The sequence below is a fragment of the Streptomyces marianii genome (assembly GCF_005795905.1).
GTDB classification, from domain to species: Bacteria; Actinomycetota; Actinomycetes; order Streptomycetales; family Streptomycetaceae; genus Streptomyces; species Streptomyces marianii.
This window is the reverse complement of the sequence record NZ_VAWE01000001.1, coordinates 6,729,220-6,745,574: the sequence shown is the minus strand read 5'-3', so window position 1 is coordinate 6,745,574 and position 16,355 is coordinate 6,729,220. Positions and strand designations below refer to the sequence as shown.

At 71.4% G+C, this 16,355-nt stretch carries 17 protein-coding genes; 7 read left to right on the top strand and 10 right to left on the bottom strand.

Features of this window, described 5'->3' with window-relative positions; all coding sequences use genetic code 11:
• Nucleotides 1–43 precede the first annotated feature (43 nt).
• From FEF34_RS30555 to FEF34_RS30550, 3 genes are all read right to left on the bottom strand, one after another.
• Entirely contained in the window at nt 44–376 is a 333-nt protein-coding gene (locus tag FEF34_RS30555; protein ID WP_138056046.1) for a hypothetical protein, read from the bottom strand.
• 148 nt (nt 377–524) lie between these two features.
• Nucleotides 525–641: an SGM_5486 family transporter-associated protein gene (locus FEF34_RS43785; protein ID WP_267905275.1), complete on the bottom strand. Its 117-nt coding sequence runs from the start codon at nt 639–641 to the stop codon at nt 525–527.
• Between the two features lie 4 nt (nt 642–645).
• Complete coding sequence (locus FEF34_RS30550) at nt 646–2,109, bottom strand: CynX/NimT family MFS transporter (RefSeq protein WP_138056045.1); 1,464 nt, start codon at nt 2,107–2,109, stop codon at nt 646–648.
• Nucleotides 2,110–2,238: 129 nt separating this feature from the next.
• Between FEF34_RS30550 and FEF34_RS30545 the strand changes: the two genes are divergently transcribed.
• Complete coding sequence (locus FEF34_RS30545) at nt 2,239–2,913, top strand: FadR/GntR family transcriptional regulator (protein WP_138056044.1); 675 nt, start codon at nt 2,239–2,241, stop codon at nt 2,911–2,913.
• Nucleotides 2,914–3,165: 252 nt separating this feature from the next.
• On the opposite strand, the gene FEF34_RS30540 is transcribed toward FEF34_RS30545, so the two are convergent.
• From FEF34_RS30540 to fabG, 3 genes are all read right to left on the bottom strand, one after another.
• On the bottom strand, nt 3,166–3,504 hold the full coding sequence (locus FEF34_RS30540) for a hypothetical protein (RefSeq protein WP_138056043.1): 339 nt from the start codon (nt 3,502–3,504) through the stop codon (nt 3,166–3,168).
• 202 nt (nt 3,505–3,706) lie between these two features.
• A complete protein-coding gene (gene fabI, locus FEF34_RS30535; RefSeq protein WP_138056042.1) occupies nt 3,707–4,477 on the bottom strand; it encodes an enoyl-ACP reductase FabI in 771 nt (256 codons plus the stop codon).
• A 4-nt stretch (nt 4,478–4,481) separates the two neighbouring features.
• Nucleotides 4,482–5,201: a 3-oxoacyl-[acyl-carrier-protein] reductase gene (gene fabG, locus FEF34_RS30530; RefSeq protein WP_138056041.1), complete on the bottom strand. Its 720-nt coding sequence runs from the start codon at nt 5,199–5,201 to the stop codon at nt 4,482–4,484.
• Nucleotides 5,202–5,402: 201 nt separating this feature from the next.
• Between fabG and FEF34_RS30525 the strand changes: the two genes are divergently transcribed.
• From FEF34_RS30525 to tyrS, 3 genes are all read left to right on the top strand, one after another.
• Nucleotides 5,403–6,926 carry a TldD/PmbA family protein gene (locus tag FEF34_RS30525; protein ID WP_138056040.1) on the top strand — a complete coding sequence of 508 codons (1,524 nt, stop codon included), beginning with the start codon at nt 5,403–5,405 and terminating at the stop codon, nt 6,924–6,926.
• Nucleotides 6,923–8,314, top strand: a complete 1,392-nt coding sequence (locus FEF34_RS30520; RefSeq protein ID WP_138056039.1) for a metallopeptidase TldD-related protein — start codon at nt 6,923–6,925, stop codon at nt 8,312–8,314. Before FEF34_RS30525 ends, FEF34_RS30520 begins: the two co-directional genes overlap by 4 nt.
• Before the next feature lie 83 nt (nt 8,315–8,397).
• The gene (tyrS, locus tag FEF34_RS30515) at nt 8,398–9,666 is read left to right on the top strand and encodes a tyrosine--tRNA ligase (protein ID WP_138056038.1); all 1,269 of its coding nucleotides are present in this window, start codon (nt 8,398–8,400) and stop codon (nt 9,664–9,666) included.
• Nucleotides 9,667–9,816: 150 nt separating this feature from the next.
• Here the strand turns inward: tyrS and FEF34_RS30510 are convergent, their stop codons facing one another.
• Complete coding sequence (locus tag FEF34_RS30510) at nt 9,817–10,092, bottom strand: GlsB/YeaQ/YmgE family stress response membrane protein (RefSeq protein ID WP_138056037.1); 276 nt, start codon at nt 10,090–10,092, stop codon at nt 9,817–9,819.
• Nucleotides 10,093–10,307: 215 nt separating this feature from the next.
• On the opposite strand from FEF34_RS30510, the gene FEF34_RS30505 reads away from it, so the two are divergent.
• Both FEF34_RS30505 and FEF34_RS30500 read left to right on the top strand, forming a co-directional pair.
• Nucleotides 10,308–10,733: a DUF3099 domain-containing protein gene (locus FEF34_RS30505; protein WP_138056036.1), complete on the top strand. Its 426-nt coding sequence runs from the start codon at nt 10,308–10,310 to the stop codon at nt 10,731–10,733.
• A 202-nt stretch (nt 10,734–10,935) separates the two neighbouring features.
• Nucleotides 10,936–11,196, top strand: coding sequence for a hypothetical protein (locus FEF34_RS30500; protein WP_138056035.1), 261 nt, complete (start codon nt 10,936–10,938; stop codon nt 11,194–11,196).
• Here FEF34_RS30500 and moaA read toward each other — a convergent pair.
• The 3 genes from moaA to FEF34_RS30485 form a co-directional block, all read right to left on the bottom strand.
• A complete protein-coding gene (gene moaA, locus FEF34_RS30495) occupies nt 11,179–12,168 on the bottom strand; it encodes a GTP 3',8-cyclase MoaA (RefSeq protein WP_138056034.1) in 990 nt (329 codons plus the stop codon). The genes FEF34_RS30500 and moaA overlap by 18 nt on opposite strands.
• A 230-nt stretch (nt 12,169–12,398) precedes the next feature.
• Complete coding sequence (locus FEF34_RS30490) at nt 12,399–14,033, bottom strand: solute symporter family protein (protein WP_138056033.1); 1,635 nt, start codon at nt 14,031–14,033, stop codon at nt 12,399–12,401.
• Nucleotides 14,030–14,395 (bottom strand): DUF485 domain-containing protein, encoded by a 366-nt coding sequence (locus FEF34_RS30485; RefSeq protein WP_138056032.1) that lies wholly within the window; start codon nt 14,393–14,395, stop codon nt 14,030–14,032. The genes FEF34_RS30490 and FEF34_RS30485 overlap by 4 nt, the downstream gene beginning before the upstream one ends.
• Before the next feature lie 275 nt (nt 14,396–14,670).
• On the opposite strand from FEF34_RS30485, the gene FEF34_RS30480 reads away from it, so the two are divergent.
• Nucleotides 14,671–16,209, top strand: a complete 1,539-nt coding sequence (locus tag FEF34_RS30480; protein WP_138056031.1) for a S8 family peptidase — start codon at nt 14,671–14,673, stop codon at nt 16,207–16,209.
• Nucleotides 16,210–16,355 lie beyond the last annotated feature (146 nt).

Below are 16,355 nucleotides of genomic sequence, written 5' to 3'. Positions count from 1 at the left end.
AGCACGTCCGACGGCGGCCGGCGGGGCGGCGGTGGCGCCCGGTTCAGGGACCGGTCAGTGCCAGCTGGATCCAGCCGAGGAACACCACCGGCGAATGGGCGGCGGCCTGTGCCCGGCCCGCGGCGGTGGCGAGCAGGAAGAGCGCGGAGAAGGCGACCACCGGCAGGACGAGGGCCCACCACCTGAGCCCGGTGCCGACAGCCCACGGGCCGGTGCCGGCGCCCTGCGGGCCGACGGCCTCGCGCCGTTCCGGGCCGCCGGTGGTCCTCGGTCCGCTACCGGCACCGCCCGCGCCGGTGCCGCCGCTCCCCGCGCAGGCATCGCCACCGTCGGCCGCCGCCGGTGCGTGGTGCCGGGGGTGCGTACGGGCCGACATGGCCGCCTCCGTGAGGTCCGAAGCTGGGCTCCCGCTGAGCTGCTTCCAACCTACGGATCATGGACCGGGCCGCCCATCCGGTGAGCCACCCACTTCCCCCTGACACTCGCCCCCTAGGGGACGGTGGGGAAAACCCCCGTCACCGCGGTCACGGCGAGGCGATCGAGGCGATGATTCCGATGATCACGGTGATGCCGATCATCGTGCCGAAGACGAGCAGGAGCTTCTTCTGGCCGTTCGGGGGGTTCGGGTCGAGCACAGGCATGGGGTCAGTGTCGCATCCCGGCTTCGTCCTCGACCGTGCGGTCCCGGCCCGCGAGGACACCGGCCGCCATCTGCGGCACGGTCAGCCCCGCCATCAGCGCCAGCGGCAGGCCCCAGCCACCGCTGTGCTGGTGGAGGACGCCGACGAGCAGCGGCCCTGGGATGGAGATCAGATAGCCGGTGCTCTGGGCGAAGGCCGACAGCCGGACGACCCCGGTGCCGGTGCGGGAGCGCATGCCGATCATGGTGAGCGCGAGGGGGAAGGCGCAGTTGGAGATGCCGAGCAGCAGCGCCCAGGCCCAGGCGCCGGCGGCGGGGGCGAGGAACAGGCCCGCGTAGCCGGTCATTCCGCACAGCCCGAGCGCGAGGACGATCGGGCCCTGTGTCCTCAGCCGGGCGGCGAGCCGGGGGATCACGAAGGCGAGTGGCACGCCCATGACCATGGTCACCGCGAGCAGCACGCCCGCGGTGCCGGCCGGGACACCTGCGTCGCGGAAGATCCGCGGCATCCAGCCCATGGTGATGTACGCGCCGGTGGCCTGAAGGCCGAAGAAGCAGGCGAGGGCCCAGGCGGTACGGCTGCGGGCGATGCGCGGCGCGGACGCCCGGCCGGCTCCGGCGCGGGCGGGCTCGGTCCGGGCCGGGCGCCCGGCGGGCGCCGGAGCGGGCGATCCGGTGGCGGGGCCCGGGCCCGGCGCGGTGGCAGCGTACTGGCTGCGACCGGGCACTCGCGCCGCGCCGCTGCCCGGGGCGGCGGTCGCGGTCGGGCTCGGCGGCTCCTGGCGCAGGCCGACGGCCGCGGTCGTGCCGGAGGTGCCCGCGCCCCGGCCGCGGACCAGGGGCACCCACGGCAGTACGGCGGTGGCCGCGAGCGCGGCCCAGACCGCCAGACCGGTGCGCCAACCGCCTCCCAGCACCTGGGTCATGGGCACGGTCGCGGCCGCCGCGACGGCGGTGCCGAGGGAGAGCGCCATGGAGTAGAGACCGGTGACGCTGCCGATGCGGTCCGGGAACCAGCGCTTGACGATCACCGGCATCAGCACGTTGCTGACGGCGATGCCCATGAGGGCCAGCGCGCTGGCGGCGAGGAACGCCGCGGTGCCTCCGGCGAAGGGGCGGAGCGCCAGGCCCGCGGTGACGGCCACCATGCCGGCGCAGACGACCGCGGCGGGCCCGAAGCGGCGGGCCAGCCTGGGTGCGGTGAGCCCGAAGACGGCGAAGCAGAGCGGAGGCACGGCGGTGAGCACACCGGCCACGCTGCCGCTCATGCGGAGCCCCTCCTGGACCTCCTCCAGGAGGGCGCCGAGGCTGGTGATGGCGGGCCGGAGGTTGAGTGCGGCGAGCACAAGGCCGGCGAGGACGAGCCGGAGGACCCAGGCCGGCGCCTTTCCGGCGGGGGACGCGGAAGAATCGGTGGTGGTACGGACCGCCGTGGCGGCGGGGCTCAGGGTCTGGGTCTCGTCCGGCATGGCCCCATCATAGAATCATGGGATGATTGGTTGTCCAATCCCGGACGATCGCGCGAGGCCCGGCTGCGGGAGCACCGGAGCCGACGCGGGGCGGCCGGGTCGTGGACCCTCCCCCGGACAAGGAGCACCATGGCGCTGACCTCTCCCCGGCGGTCCGCCCTCTCGGACCAGGTCATCACCGAGCTGCGGAACCAGATCACCTCGGGCGAGTGGCCGGTGGGCTCACGGATCCCGACCGAGCCGGAGCTGGTCGAGTTGCTGGGCGTCGCCCGCAACACCGTCCGTGAGGCGGTCCGGGCGCTGGCGCACAACGGGCTGCTGGACATCCGCCAGGGCTCCGGCACCTACGTGGTGGCCACGAGCGAGCTGGCCGGGGTGATGCACCGCAGGTTCGCCGACGCCGATCCGCGCCACATCGCCGAGCTGCGCTCCACGCTGGAGTCCTCGGCGGCGCGGCTCGCAGCGGAGCGGCGCACCGAGAAGGACCTGAGGCAACTGGACGCGCTGCTGGCCCGGCGCGAGGAGGCGTGGGAGTCCGGCGACGCCGAGCAGTTCGTCACCGCCGACGCCACCTTCCATCTGGCCGTGGTCGCGGCCTCCCACAACGACGTGCTGACCGCGCTCTACGCCGACCTGGGCGATCTGCTGCGCGACTGGCTGCGGGACGACGTGGGCCGGGAGCTGCGCCCCGAGAACCACATGGACCACGGCCGGCTCCTCGAGGCGATCCGCGCCCACGACGGCGGTACGGCGGCCGCGGAGGCCGCGGGCTATCCGTTCCAGTGCCTGCGCGGCGGGGCGTGAGCCGTACCCGGCGGGATACCCGGCGCGCCCGCCCCGCGGCCGTCGACGGGCGGGCGGGGCGAGAGCGGTGCGCGGAGGCCGGTCGGCCGGCCCGCCGGCCTCCGCCTCGGACACGTGGGACACAGTGAACGCACCGGAACGGCCGCGCCCGCGTCCGGCCGCCGGTTGTCAGGCTCTGCCCGGGCGGTGCTCGCCATCGTCTTCGTCGGGTGGTGGTCCCGGACTCACCGGGACACCGCCGCCCCGGACACCTCAGCGCCGCAGATGGCTCACCCGCACGCTGCGGATCTCCTTCCAGCAGCGTTCGCTGAGCGTGGCGCGACCGGTCGGGCCGAGGTCGACGGGCGTGCTGTCCGCGTCCACGTCCCACCAGCGTTCGCACTCGACGTGGAGCTGCACACGGTCGGTGTCCAGGTACGGATTGTGGCAGTGGGCCGTGGCCCTGGAGCCCTCGACGTAGACGCTGCAGGCGGCCCCGAAGGGCCGGGGCGCGGGCTCGCCCGGCGGCTCGGAGACGGCCGCCGTGGAGGCGGGCCAGACCAGGACCGCGAGCACCCCGAGCACGGACGCGGATCGCCACGACGTACGCACAACCAGGACCTCCTCGGCCGTACTGCGGCTCGCACCGCTGCTGCACCACAAGGGAGGGATTGCCACTCCAGGTTCCCCCGGCCGGGCGCCCGCCCGCCCGCTGCGTTGACCCGAACGGGCGACGCCCCGGCCCCCCGCGCACAGCGGGTGACCGGGGCGTCGAAGGCGACCAGGTGAAATGCCGTCCGAGGACGACGCTGCGTCACGCACCCATCATGTGCACGCCACCGTCGACGTGGATGATCTCGCCCGTGGTCTTCGGGAACCAGTCGGACAGCAGGGCGACGATGCCGCGGCCGGCGGGGTCCGGGTCGGACATGTCCCACTCCAGCGGGGAGCGGTGGTTCCACACGTCCGCGAGGTCGCTGAAGCCCGGGATGGACTTCGCGGCCATCGAACCGAGCGGACCCGCCGAGATCAGGTTGCAGCGGACGTTCTGCTTGCCCAGGTCACGGGCGACGTAGCGGGAGGTGGCCTCGAGCGCCGCCTTCGCCGGACCCATCCAGTCGTACTGCGGCCACGCGAACTGGGCGTCGAAGGTCAGACCGACCACCGAGGCACCCTCCTGCGGGAACAGCGGCAGGCAGGCCATCGTCAGCGACTTCAGCGAGAACGCCGAGACGTGCATCGCGGTCGAGACCGACTCGAACGGCGTGTTGAGGAAGTTGCCGCCGAGCGCGTCCTGCGGGGCGAAACCGATGGAGTGGACGACTCCGTCCAGACCGCCGAGCTCGTCGCGCACGACCTGCTCCAGGCGCCCGAGGTGCTCGTCGTTGGTGACGTCGAGCTCGATGACCTTGGTCGGCTTCGGGAGCTTCCTGGCGATGCGCTCGGTCAGCGTCGGCCGGGGAAAGGCCGTCAGGATGATCTCCGCACCCTGCTCCTGGGCCAGCTTCGCGGCGTGGAAGGCAATGGAGGACTCCATCAGCACACCGGTGATGAGGATGCGCTTGCCGGCGAGGATTCCGCTCATGTGATCAGTGACCCATGCCCAATCCGCCGTCAACCGGGATGACGGCTCCAGTGATGTACGAGGCGTCGTCGGAGGCGAGGAACCGCACCGTGGCGGCGATCTCCTCCGGCTGCGCGTAGCGGCCGAGCGGGACCTGCGAGACGATGCCCGCGCGCTGCTCGTCGTTGAGCACCTTGGTCATGTCGGTGTCGACGAAGCCGGGCGCGACGACGTTGAAGGTGATGTTCCGCGAACCGAGCTCGCGGGCGAGGGACCGGGCGAAGCCCACCAGTCCGGCCTTGGAGGCGGCGTAGTTGGCCTGGCCGGCCGAGCCGAGCAGGCCGACCACGGACGAGATCAGGACGACCCGGCCCTTCTTGGCGCGGAGCATGCCGCGGTTGGCGCGCTTCACGACACGGAAGGTGCCGGTGAGGTTGGTGTCGAGGACGGTGACGAAGTCCTCCTCGGACATCCGCATCAGCAACTGGTCCTTGGTGACGCCGGCGTTCGCGACGAGCACCTCCACGGGACCGTGCTTGTCCTCGATCTCCTTGTAGGCCTGCTCCACCTGTTCGGCGTCGGTGATGTCGCAGCGGACGGGCAGGCAGCCCAGCCCCACCAGGTCCGCCGGCGGCTCACCCGACCGGTACGTGATCGCGACCTTGTCTCCGGCCTCGGCGAAAGCGCGGGCGATGGCGAGGCCGATGCCCCGGTTTCCTCCGGTGACGAGAACCGAGCGGCTCAACGGATCACCCTTTCCATAGCGGTCTGACACTGCGAAAACCTATCGGTACCACCCCTTGCACAGGGGATCGACCCCTGACAGTGGCGTCACGGATGCACTGTCGGATCCCTACAGAAAGCGGTAGGCAGCGGGCATCCGGGCGCGACATGATCGGGGCGGCCGGTCCTGTGCCGACCGGTCCCACCATGACAGGAGACATTCGTGGCTCATTCCATCGACGAAGCCTTCACGGCGTTGCCGCTGCGGGCGCTCGCCGACGCGGCGCTCGCACGGGCGCGCGCGCTCGGCGCCGCGCACGCCGACTTCCGGCTGGAGCGGGTGCGCAGTGCCGCGTGGCGGCTGCGCGACGCGAAGCCGGCCGGCTCGTCCGACACCACCGACCTGGGATACGCGGTGCGGGTCGTGCACGGCGGGGCCTGGGGGTTCGCGTCCGGGGTCGATCTGACCATGGACGGTGCCGCCAGAGTGGCGGGCCAGGCCGTGGCGATGGCGAAGCTGTCGGCGAAGGTGATCGCGGCCGCCGGCTCCGACGAGAGGGTCGAGCTGGCCGACGAGCCGGTGCACGCGGACCGCACCTGGATCTCCTCGTACGAGACCGATCCGTTCGCCGTCCCGGACGAGGACAAGTCCGCGCTGCTCGCGGACTGGAGCGCGCGGCTGCTGCGGGCGGACGGCGTGGCGCACGTGGACGCCTCGCTGCTGACCGTGCACGAGAACAAGTTCTACGCGGACACGGCGGGCACGGTCACCACACAGCAGCGGGTCCGGCTCCATCCGCAGCTCACCGCGGTCGCCGTGGACGAGACCACCGGCGAGTTCGACTCCATGCGCACCATCGCGCCGCCGGTGGGACGCGGCTGGGAGTACCTGACCGGCACCGGCTGGGACTGGGACTCGGAGCTGGAGGAGATCCCGGAACTGCTGGCCGCCAAGATGCGCGCGCCGAGCGTCGAGGCGGGGAGGTACGACCTGGTCGTGGACCCGTCGAACCTGTGGCTGACGATCCACGAGTCGATCGGGCACGCCACCGAGCTGGACCGGGCGCTGGGCTACGAGGCGGCGTACGCGGGCACGTCCTTCGCCACCTTCGACAAGCTCGGCAGGCTGCGCTACGGCTCACCCGTGATGAACGTGACCGGGGACCGGACGGCGGAGCACGGGCTGGCGACGATCGGGTACGACGACGAGGGCGTCCAGGCGCAGAGCTGGGACCTGGTGAAGGACGGCACGCTCGTCGGTTACCAGCTCGACCGCCGGATCGCGCGCCTCACGGGCCTCGGCCGCTCCAACGGCTGCGCCTTCGCGGACTCGCCGTCGCACGTCCCGGTGCAGCGGATGGCGAACGTGTCCCTCCGGCCCGAACCGGGCGGGCTGTCGACGGAGGACCTGATCGGCGGGGTGGAGCGCGGCATCTACGTCGTCGGGGACCGGTCCTGGTCGATCGACATGCAGCGGTACAACTTCCAGTTCACCGGCCAGCGCTTCTACCGCATCGAGAACGGCCGGCTGACGGGGCAGCTGCGCGATGTCGCCTACCAGGCGACGACGACCGATTTCTGGGGCTCACTGGAGAAGGTCGGGGGCCCGCAGACGTATGTCCTGGGAGGCGCCTTCAACTGCGGCAAGGCCCAGCCGGGTCAGGTCGCGGCCGTCTCGCACGGCTGCCCTTCCGCACTGTTCCGCGGCGTCAACATCTTGAACACCACCCAGGAGGCCGGTCGATGAGCCCCGTCAGCAAGCCGCACGAGATCGTCGAGCGTGCCCTCGAACTGTCCACCGCCGACGGCTGTGTCGTCATCGCCGACGAGCACTCTTCGGCCAATCTCCGCTGGGCCGGGAACACCCTCACCACGAACGGCGTGACCCGGGGCCGTACCCTCACCGTGATCGCGACCGTGGACGGGGCGCAGGGCACCGCGTCCGGAGTGGTGTCCCGGTCGGCCGTGACGGCCGCGGACCTGGAGCCGCTGGTGCGGGCGGCCGAGGCGGCTGCCCGGGCCGCGGGACCCGCCGAGGACGCTCAGCCGCTGGTGAGCGGCGTTCCGGCGGTGGGCGACTTCACCGACGCCCCTGCGGAGACCTCCTCGGCCGTCTTCGCCGACTTCGCGCCCGCGCTGGGCGAGTCCTTCGCACGCGCCCGCGCGGGCGGTCGTGAGCTGTACGGCTTCGCCAACCACGAGCTGACCTCGACGTACCTCGGCACGTCAACGGGGGTGCGGCTCCGTCACGACCAGCCCAACGGGACGCTGGAGCTCAACGCCAAGTCGCCGGACCGCAGCCGCTCCGCCTGGGCGGGGCGCGCGACCCGGGACTTCAAGGACGTCGACCCGGCGGCCCTGGACTCCGAGCTGGCGACCCGGCTGGGCTGGGCGGAGCGCCGGATCGAACTGCCCGCGGGCCGCTACGAGACGCTGCTGCCGCCGACGGCCGTCGCGGACCTGCTGATCTACCAGCTGTGGTCCTCCTCGGGCCGGGACGCGGTCGAGGGCCGCACGGTCTTCTCCAAGCCGGGTGGCGGCACCCGCATCGGCGAGCGGCTGTCCGAGCTGCCGCTCACGCTCCGCAGCGATCCGGACGAGCCGGGGCTCGAGTGCGCCCCGTTCGTGATCGCGCACTCCTCCGGCGGCGACGCGTCGGTGTTCGACAACGGTCTGGCGGTGCCCTCGACCGAGTGGGTGCGGGAGGGCGCGCTGGAGCGACTGATCACCACCCGGCACAGCGCGGGTCTGACCGGGCTGCCGGTCTCCCCCGCCGCCGACAACCTGATCATGGATGCGGGCGGCGGGCGGTCGTTGGAGGAGATGGTCGCGTCGACCGGGCGGGGACTGCTGCTGACCTGCCTGTGGTACATCCGGGAGGTGGACCCGGCCACGCTGCTGCTGACCGGGCTGACCAGGGACGGCGTCTATCTCGTGGAGAACGGCGAGGTCACCGGCGAGGTGAACAACTTCCGCTTCAACGAGTCACCCGTCGACCTGCTGTCGCGGGCCCAGGAGGCCGGGAGGACGGAGAAGACGCTGCCGCGGGAGTGGAGCGACTGGTTCACCAGGGCGGCCATGCCTGCGCTGCGCGTCCCGGACTTCAACATGAGCTCCGTCAGCCAGGGCGTCTGAGCCTTCGGGCGAACCCATAGACTGCTGGATGCCCCCCGGGGCGGCCATCACCTTCTTCCCACTGTTCGAGGAGAACCGGAACCGTGACGGACATCGTCGACGAGCTGAAGTGGCGCGGGCTGTTCGCCCTGTCCACCGACGAGGACGCTTTGCGCAAGGCGCTCGCGGACGGTCCCGTCACGTTCTATTGCGGTTTCGACCCGACCGCGCCCAGCCTGCATGTCGGACATCTGGTGCAGGCGCTCACCATGCGCCGGCTCCAGCAGGCGGGCCACCGCCCGCTGGCACTGGTGGGCGGGGCGACCGGCCAGATCGGCGACCCCAAGCCGACGGCCGAGCGCACCCTGAACGACCCGGAGACCGTCGCGGCCTGGGTGGAGCGGGTCCGCGCCCAGATCGAGCCGTTCCTGTCCTTCGAGGGTGAGAACGCGGCGGTCATGGTCAACAACCTTGACTGGACGGCGGGCATGTCCGCCATCGAGTTCCTCCGGGACATCGGCAAGCACTTCCGCGTCAACAAGATGCTGACCAAGGACTCGGTAGCCCGCCGGCTCGAGTCCGACCAGGGCATCAGCTACACCGAGTTCAGCTACCAGCTGCTGCAGGGCATGGACTTCCTGGAGCTGTTCCGGCGCCACGGCTGCACCCTGCAGCAGGGCGGCAGCGACCAGTGGGGCAATCTGACCGCCGGTCTGGATCTGATCCACCGACTGGAGCCGCACGCGAGCGTGCACGCGCTCGCCACACCGCTGATGACCAAGGCGGACGGCACCAAGTTCGGCAAGACCGAGGGCGGCGCGGTCTGGCTCGACCCGGAGATGACGACGCCGTACGCGTTCTACCAGTTCTGGCTGAACGTGGATGACCGCGACGTCTCCGGGTACATGCGGATCCTGAGCTTCCGGAGCCGTGCGGAGCTGGAGGAGCTGGAGGAGCTCACCGAGGAGCGGCCGCAGGCCCGAGCCGCGCAGCGGGCGCTTGCCGAGGAGTTGACGACGCTGGTGCACGGCGCCGACCAGTGCGCCGCCGTCATCGCCGCGTCGAAGGCGCTGTTCGGCCAGGGCGAGCTCGGGGACCTGGACGAGGCGACCCTGGCGGCGGCGCTGTCCGAGCTGCCGCACGCCCGGGTGGCGGAGCCGACTCCGGTGGCGGACCTCTTCGCGGAGGTGGGGCTGGTGGCGAGCAAGTCGGCCGCCCGTCGCACCATCAAGGAGGGCGGCGCCTACGTGAACAACGTGAAGGTGGCCGCGGAGGACGCGGTCCCGGCCGCGGAGGAACTGCTGCACGGGCGCTGGCTGGTGCTGCGGCGCGGCAAGAAGAACCTGGCCGCGGTGGAGGTCACGGGCGGCTGAGCCCGCGCCCACGACCCCGGTCACGGCAGACGGCACACGGCGGTACGCAAGACGGCGGCCGGGCGGGTACCTTCCCGTCCGGCCGCCGTGCGCCCGGGTCCGTCGCTTCCGTTCTCGCAGGAGTCCGGCCCGCGGAGCCGCGCGGGCCCCTCAGGCCACCTTCTTCCTGCCGCTGACGGCGATGTACAGCATGTCGCCCACGGCGACGACGACCAGGGCGGCGATGATCTGGAGGGCGTGACGGCCCCAGTCGATACCGGGGGTCTCCCCGATCCCGAAGGCTCCCGCGAGGTAGTTGCCGACGATGCCGCCGATGATGCCGAAGATCGTGATCAGCCAGAGCGGACTGTGCTGCTTCCCCGGCAGGATCGCCTTGGCGATCAGCCCCAGCACGAATCCGACGATGATCGCCCACAACCAGCCCATGGCTGCCTCCCGCTTTCGGATCGACGTAAGCAGTTACGGACAGTTTCGACGTATCCGCCATACGGCGCATGTCGGACAGAGGTGTACGTGGTGCGCGATGCAGCCTCGGGCCCGACACCCGGGACCCGGTCTCGAAAGCGACGGAGCCGCGGCGTACCGTGGAAACAGGTTCGCACCGGGGAGGGCCCGGCGCGGCGGCTGAGCGGCGGAACGACATGCGGAAGCACAAGGAGACCGAGGTCTTCCGGATCACCGGCGCCCGCCAGGGGCTGGCCGAGGATGTGCGCGGCCGCCAGCGCCGCTATGTGATCTCCATGTCGGTCCGCACCCTCGCGGTGATCCTCGCCGCGGTCCTCTGGAACGTCGAGCGCCATGTGGCGGTCGTGGCACTGGTACTCGGTGCGGTCCTTCCCTACATCGCCGTGGTGATCGCCAACGCGGGCCGCGAGAGTGCCCCGAAGCCGCTCGCCACCTTCGTACCGGCACCCACGAGGCCTGCACTGGAGAGCGGTCCGCCGGCGCCTCGGCCGGCGCCGGCGGACGCGGCGCACCCCGGGCCAGCGGCAGGGGCGGAGCACGCGAAGGGCGATGCGGAATGCCGAGCGGAAGACGCCCCGGCGCGGAAGTCCCGGCAGGGCTGAGCGGCGGCTCGGCGACGCCGACGGCAGGCGCGCCGGCAAGCTCAGGAAAAGCTCAGATCAATCATGAAGTTCCGGTGCACCACGGCCCGTTCCGCGTGACATACTGCCAGTGCGCTCCGCATCCCCCGTCGGAGCGACGGACCGACGCCGGGCAGCTCCCCCCGTGGCTGCTCGGCGTCGCCTCGTTGTGGAGAATGATCCGGTGAGTACCGACCCGGTGAGCGCCGAGATCCCCGTCTGCTCCGCGAAGGGCTGCCGAGCCGCCGCGGTGTGGGTGCTGGCCTGGAACAACCCGAAGCTGCACACTCCGGAGCGCCGCAAGACGTGGCTGGCCTGCGAGGAGCACCGAGAGCACCTGTCCCGGTTCCTCGGGGTGCGGGGCTTCCTGAAGGACGTCGTGACGCTCGACGAGTGGGAGAGCCCGGCGTCCGGCGACGGACGGGGCTCAGCCGCCGATCGCTGACATGGAGCGCTGCGGCTGGAGGAACTCGGGGTCGTCCAGGCCCGATCCCGCCTTCTTCCCCCACATCGCGAGCTTCCAGATCCGGGCGATCTCCTCGTCCGGCGCGCCGGAGCGCAGCGCGCCGCGCAGATCGGTCTCCTCGCGGGCGAACAGACAGGTGCGGACCTGCCCGTCGGCGGTCAGACGGGTGCGGTCGCAGGCGCTGCAGAAGGGCCGGGTGACCGAGGCGATGACCCCGACGCGGTGCGGGCCGCCGTCCACCAGCCAGCGCTCCGCGGGCGCGGAGCCACGGGCCTGTTCGCCCTCGGGGGTGAGCTCGAAACGGGTACGCAGGGACTGCAGGATGTCACCCGCGGTGATCATCCCGTCACGCTTCCAGCCGTGCTGGGCGTCGAGCGGCATCTGCTCGATGAAACGCAGCTCGTAGGCGTGCTCGACGGCCCAGGCGAGCAGTTCGGGAGCCTCGTCGGCGTTGAGCCCCGGCATCAGCACCGTGTTGACCTTCACGGGGGTCAGCCCGGCCTCGCGGGCGGCCTCCAGGCCCTCGACGACGTCGTGGTGTCGGTCGCGGCGGGTGAGGGTCTTGAAGACGTCGGGGCGGAGCGTGTCCAGCGAGACGTTGACCCGGTCCAGCCCGGCGGCCTTCAGGGCCGTCGCGGTGCGCTTCAGTCCTATGCCGTTCGTGGTCAGCGAGAGCTTGGGGCGGGGCTCCAGCACGGCGCAGCGCTCCACGATCCCGACGAGGCCGGGCCGCAGCAGGGGCTCACCGCCGGTGAAGCGGACCTCGGTGATCCCGAGCCGCGTCACCGCGATGCGGACGAGCCGGACGATCTCGTCGTCGGTGAGCAGGGTGGTCTTGGACAGCCACTGCAGGCCCTCTTCCGGCATGCAGTACGAACACCGGAGGTTGCACCGGTCGGTGAGCGAGACCCGCAGGTCGGTGGCCACACGGCCGTAGGTGTCGATGAGCACTGTCGGCCCCCTCCCCGGGTTCGGAAGTCTTACTGGCACGCGTCCCGTGAATCACGCGTCCCATGGATGAGGAACTCGTCCTGCGGGCGAGCCTACGCGAGACCTCGGACAACGGCAGGGGCCGTTTGCCACGAGGTACGGCGCGGCCGCGTCGTAGGACCCTACGACGCGACCGCGTACGGGCGCATTTCGTTCTCCTCCTCGGCGCAGGCCGGCGCCGGTGAGGTTCCTCAGTGGGCGCCGACGCCCGTGAGGGACTTGACCTCCAGCTCCGCGTACTTGCCCCGGTCCGGCTCCTCCCCGGACAGCAGGGAGCCGATCCAGCCGAGCAGGAAGCCCAGCGGGATGGAGACGAGCCCGGGGTTCTCCAGCGGGAACCAGGCGAAGTCCACCGAGGGGAACATCGACGAGGGCTTGCCGGAGACGACCGGGGAGAACAGCACGAGCACCACCGACGAGACCAGACCGCCGTAGATGGACCACAGGGCACCCGAGGTCGTGAACCTCTTCCAGAACAGGCTGTAGAGGATCGTCGGCAGGTTCGCGGACGCGGCGACGGCGAAGGCGAGCGCCACGAGCCCGGCCACGTTCAGATCGCGGGCCATGGCACCCAGCCCGATGGAGACGACGCCGATGAGGACGGTCGCCCAGCGGGCCGCGCGGACCTCCTCCTTCTCGGTGGCCTGGCCCTTTCGGATGACGCTGGCGTAGATGTCGTGCGCGAACGACGAGGAGGAGGCCAGGGTGAGCCCGGCGACGACGGCGAGGATGGTGGCGAACGCGACCGCCGAGATCACGGCCAGCAGGACCGCGCCGCCGGCGGAGTCGGCGCCGCCGATGTGCAGGGCGAGCAGCGGGGCCGCGGTGTTTCCGGCCTTGTTGGAGGCCGTGATCTCCTCCGGACCGACCAGGGCGGCCGCGCCGAAGCCCAGCGCGATCGTCATCAGGTAGAACGCGCCGATGATGCCGATGGCCCAGATGACCGACTTACGGGCGGCCCTGGCGGTGGGCACGGTGTAGAAGCGGATCAGGATGTGCGGCAGACCGGCGGTGCCGAGCACCAGGGCGATGCCGAGCGAGAGGAAGTCCAGCTTGGAGGTGCCGGTGGCGCCGTACTTCAGGCCCGGCTCCAGGAAGGCCGCGCCCTTGCCGCTCTGCGCGGCCGCGGTGCCGAGCAGGTCGGAGACGTTGAAGTTGAACTTCCACAGCACCAGGAAGGTGATGAGCAGGGTGCCCGCGATCAGCAGGACGGCCTTGACCATCTGCACCCAGGTGGTGCCCTTCATCCCGCCGATGGTGACGTAGAGGATCATCAGCACGCCGACGAGGCCGACGATGGCGATCTTCCCGGCGTCGCTGGTGATGCCGAGCAGCAGCGAGACGAGCACGCCGGCGCCGGCCATCTGGGCGAGCAGGTAGAAGATCGAGACGACGATCGTGGACGTGCCGGCGGCGGTGCGCACCGGCCGCTGCCGCATCCGGTACGCGAGGACGTCGCCCATGGTGAACCGGCCGGAGTTGCGCAGCGGTTCGGCGACGAGCAGCAGGGCGACCAGCCAGGCGACGAGGAAGCCGATGGAGTAGAGGAAGCCGTCGTACCCGAAGAGGGCGATGGCGCCGGCGATTCCGAGGAAGGACGCGGCGGACATGTAGTCGCCTGAGATGGCGAGTCCGTTCTGGAAGCCGGTGAACTGGCGTCCGCCGGCGTAGAAGTCGGCGGCGTCCCTGGTCTGCCGGCCGGCCCAGACGGTGATGAACAGCGTCGCGACGACGAAGGCCGCGAACAGGGTGATGATCAGCGGGCGGTGCTCACCGGCGTCGCCCGCCGCCGCGAGCCGGACGGCCTGGAGTGTCGTGCTGCTCATGCGTCGGCCTCCATACGGGACTTGAGCGCATCCGCCCTGGGGTCGAGCTTCTCGGCCGCGTGCCGCGCGTAGAACCAGGCGATGAGGAAGGTGGTGGCGAACTGGGCGAGGCCGAGGACGAAGGCCACGTTGATGTTGCCGAAGAGCCGGGTGCCCATGAAGCCGCCCGCGTAGTTGGACAGCAGGACGTACAGCAGGTACCACAGGATGAAGGCGACGGTCAGGGGGAAGGCGAAGGAGCGGTAGGTGCGGCGCAGTTCGGCGAATTCCGCGCTCTCCTGCACCTCGACGAACGCTTCGGTCGTGGGCTGGGCTGGACCGAGGTCCTTGTCCCCTGCGGGCGGCGGTGCATCGGTGGTCACGGACTCTCCTCGCGCCGCGGGTGCGGCAGACATGGACGGGACGGGGTCTCGTACGGGGAGCGGGGCGGCTCGCCCCTCCCTCTGCCAACGGCACGGCGCACACCGCGAGGCGGTTCACCTCCCGGCGCATTCGTGCTCGCTTTTCCGCCCGATTTCCGGAACCGGACTCCCCAGGTCGTTGATGCGCCCGGATGATCGGCGATAGCTTCACTCGTCATGTACCCGCCCATACGCACGGGGTGTCTGGGCGGCCAACCGGATGATGTGGAGATCCCATGGCTCATCTGCGACCCAGACGGACGCGCGCGATAGCACTGCCCGCGGGTCTGGCGCTCACGGCCTCGCTCGGATTCCTGCCCGCGGGTGCGGCGACCGCCGCCCCCGCCGACGACACGCCCGCCGCCGTCTCGACCAACGGCCCGAAGCTGTCGTACGTCGTCAACGTGGACGGCGGCCGATCGGCCGTCGCCAGGGTGAAGCGGGCGGTCGCGAAGGCCGGCGGAACGGTGGTGATCGCCTACGACCGGATCGGCGTCGTCGTCGTCCATTCGCAGAACCCTGACTTCGCGCGGCAGATCCGCACCGTGAAGGGCGTCGCCTCGGCGGGCGCCACGCGTACCAACCCGCTGGTCCCCCAGCGGGACAACGCCATCGAGGCCGAGCAGCCGTTGACCGCCGCGCAGGCGAAGGCGGCCGCGGCCAGGGCGACCGACGAGCAGGACCCGCTGGAGCCCCTGCAGTGGGACCTGCCCGCCATCAAGGCCGACAAGGCCCATCAGCGCTCGCTGGGCAGCAGCAAGGTCACGGTCGCCGTCCTGGACTCGGGTGTCGACGACACCCACCCGGACATCGCGCCGAACTTCGACCGCCGGGCCTCCGCGAACTGCGTGAGCGGCGTACCGGTCACGGAGAACGACGCATGGCGTCCGGCGGCGGACGAGAGCGACCACGGAATGCACGTGGCGGGCACCATCGCCGCCGCGAAGAACGGCTTCGGCGTCACGGGCGTCGCGCCCGGTGTGAAGGTGTCCAGCCTGAAGGTGGCGAACCCGGACGGGTTCTTCTACACCGAGGCGGTCCTCTGCGGCTTCATGTGGGCCGCGGACCACGGTGCCGACGTGACCAACAACAGCTACTACGTCGACCCGTGGCTCTACAACTGCAAGAACGACGAGGACCAGAAGGCCCTCGTCGAGACTCTCGCCCGGGCCACCAGGTACGCGGAGCGCAAGGGCGTGGTGAACGTCGCCTCGGCCGGCAACTCCCGGACCGACCTCACCTCCGACGCGGTCACCGACACGACGAGCCCGAACGACACCACGCCGGTCTCACGGGTCGTCAGCCCGCGCGAGTGCCCGGACATCCCGGCCATGCTGCCGGGTGTGGTGACGGTGTCGGCGACCGGGGCCAAGGGGCTCAAGTCCTCGTACTCGAACTACGGCCTCGGGATCGTGGACATCGCGGCGCCGGGCGGCGACTCCACCGCCCTCCAGCCGCCGGAGGCCCCCGCCACCAGCGGGCTGATCCTCTCGACGACGTTCAGGGGCGGCCACACCTGGAACTACAAGGCGGGCACGTCCATGGCGTCCCCGCACGTCGCGGGTGTCGTCGCGCTGATCAAGTCGAAGCACCCGCGGCTGTCGGCCGCCGGGGTGAAGGCCCTGCTGTACGCACAGGCCGATGACCGTCCGTGCACCAACCCGTACGACATCAACGGCGACGGCACGGTCGACGCGGTGTGCGAGGGCGGCAAGAGCAAGAACGGCTTCTACGGCGCCGGTATGGCGGACGCGCTGGACGCGGTGCGCTGGTAGCCGGTCACGTCGGCCGGTAGGCGGTTCGCCGTCCACCGGGCGGCCGTGGGCACGGAAGAGGGGCCCGGGCGTGGTGGGAATCATGCCCGGGCCCCTTGGCGTGGGCGGCCGGACGGCGGCTGCCGTACCGGCTGACGCGGTTTCAC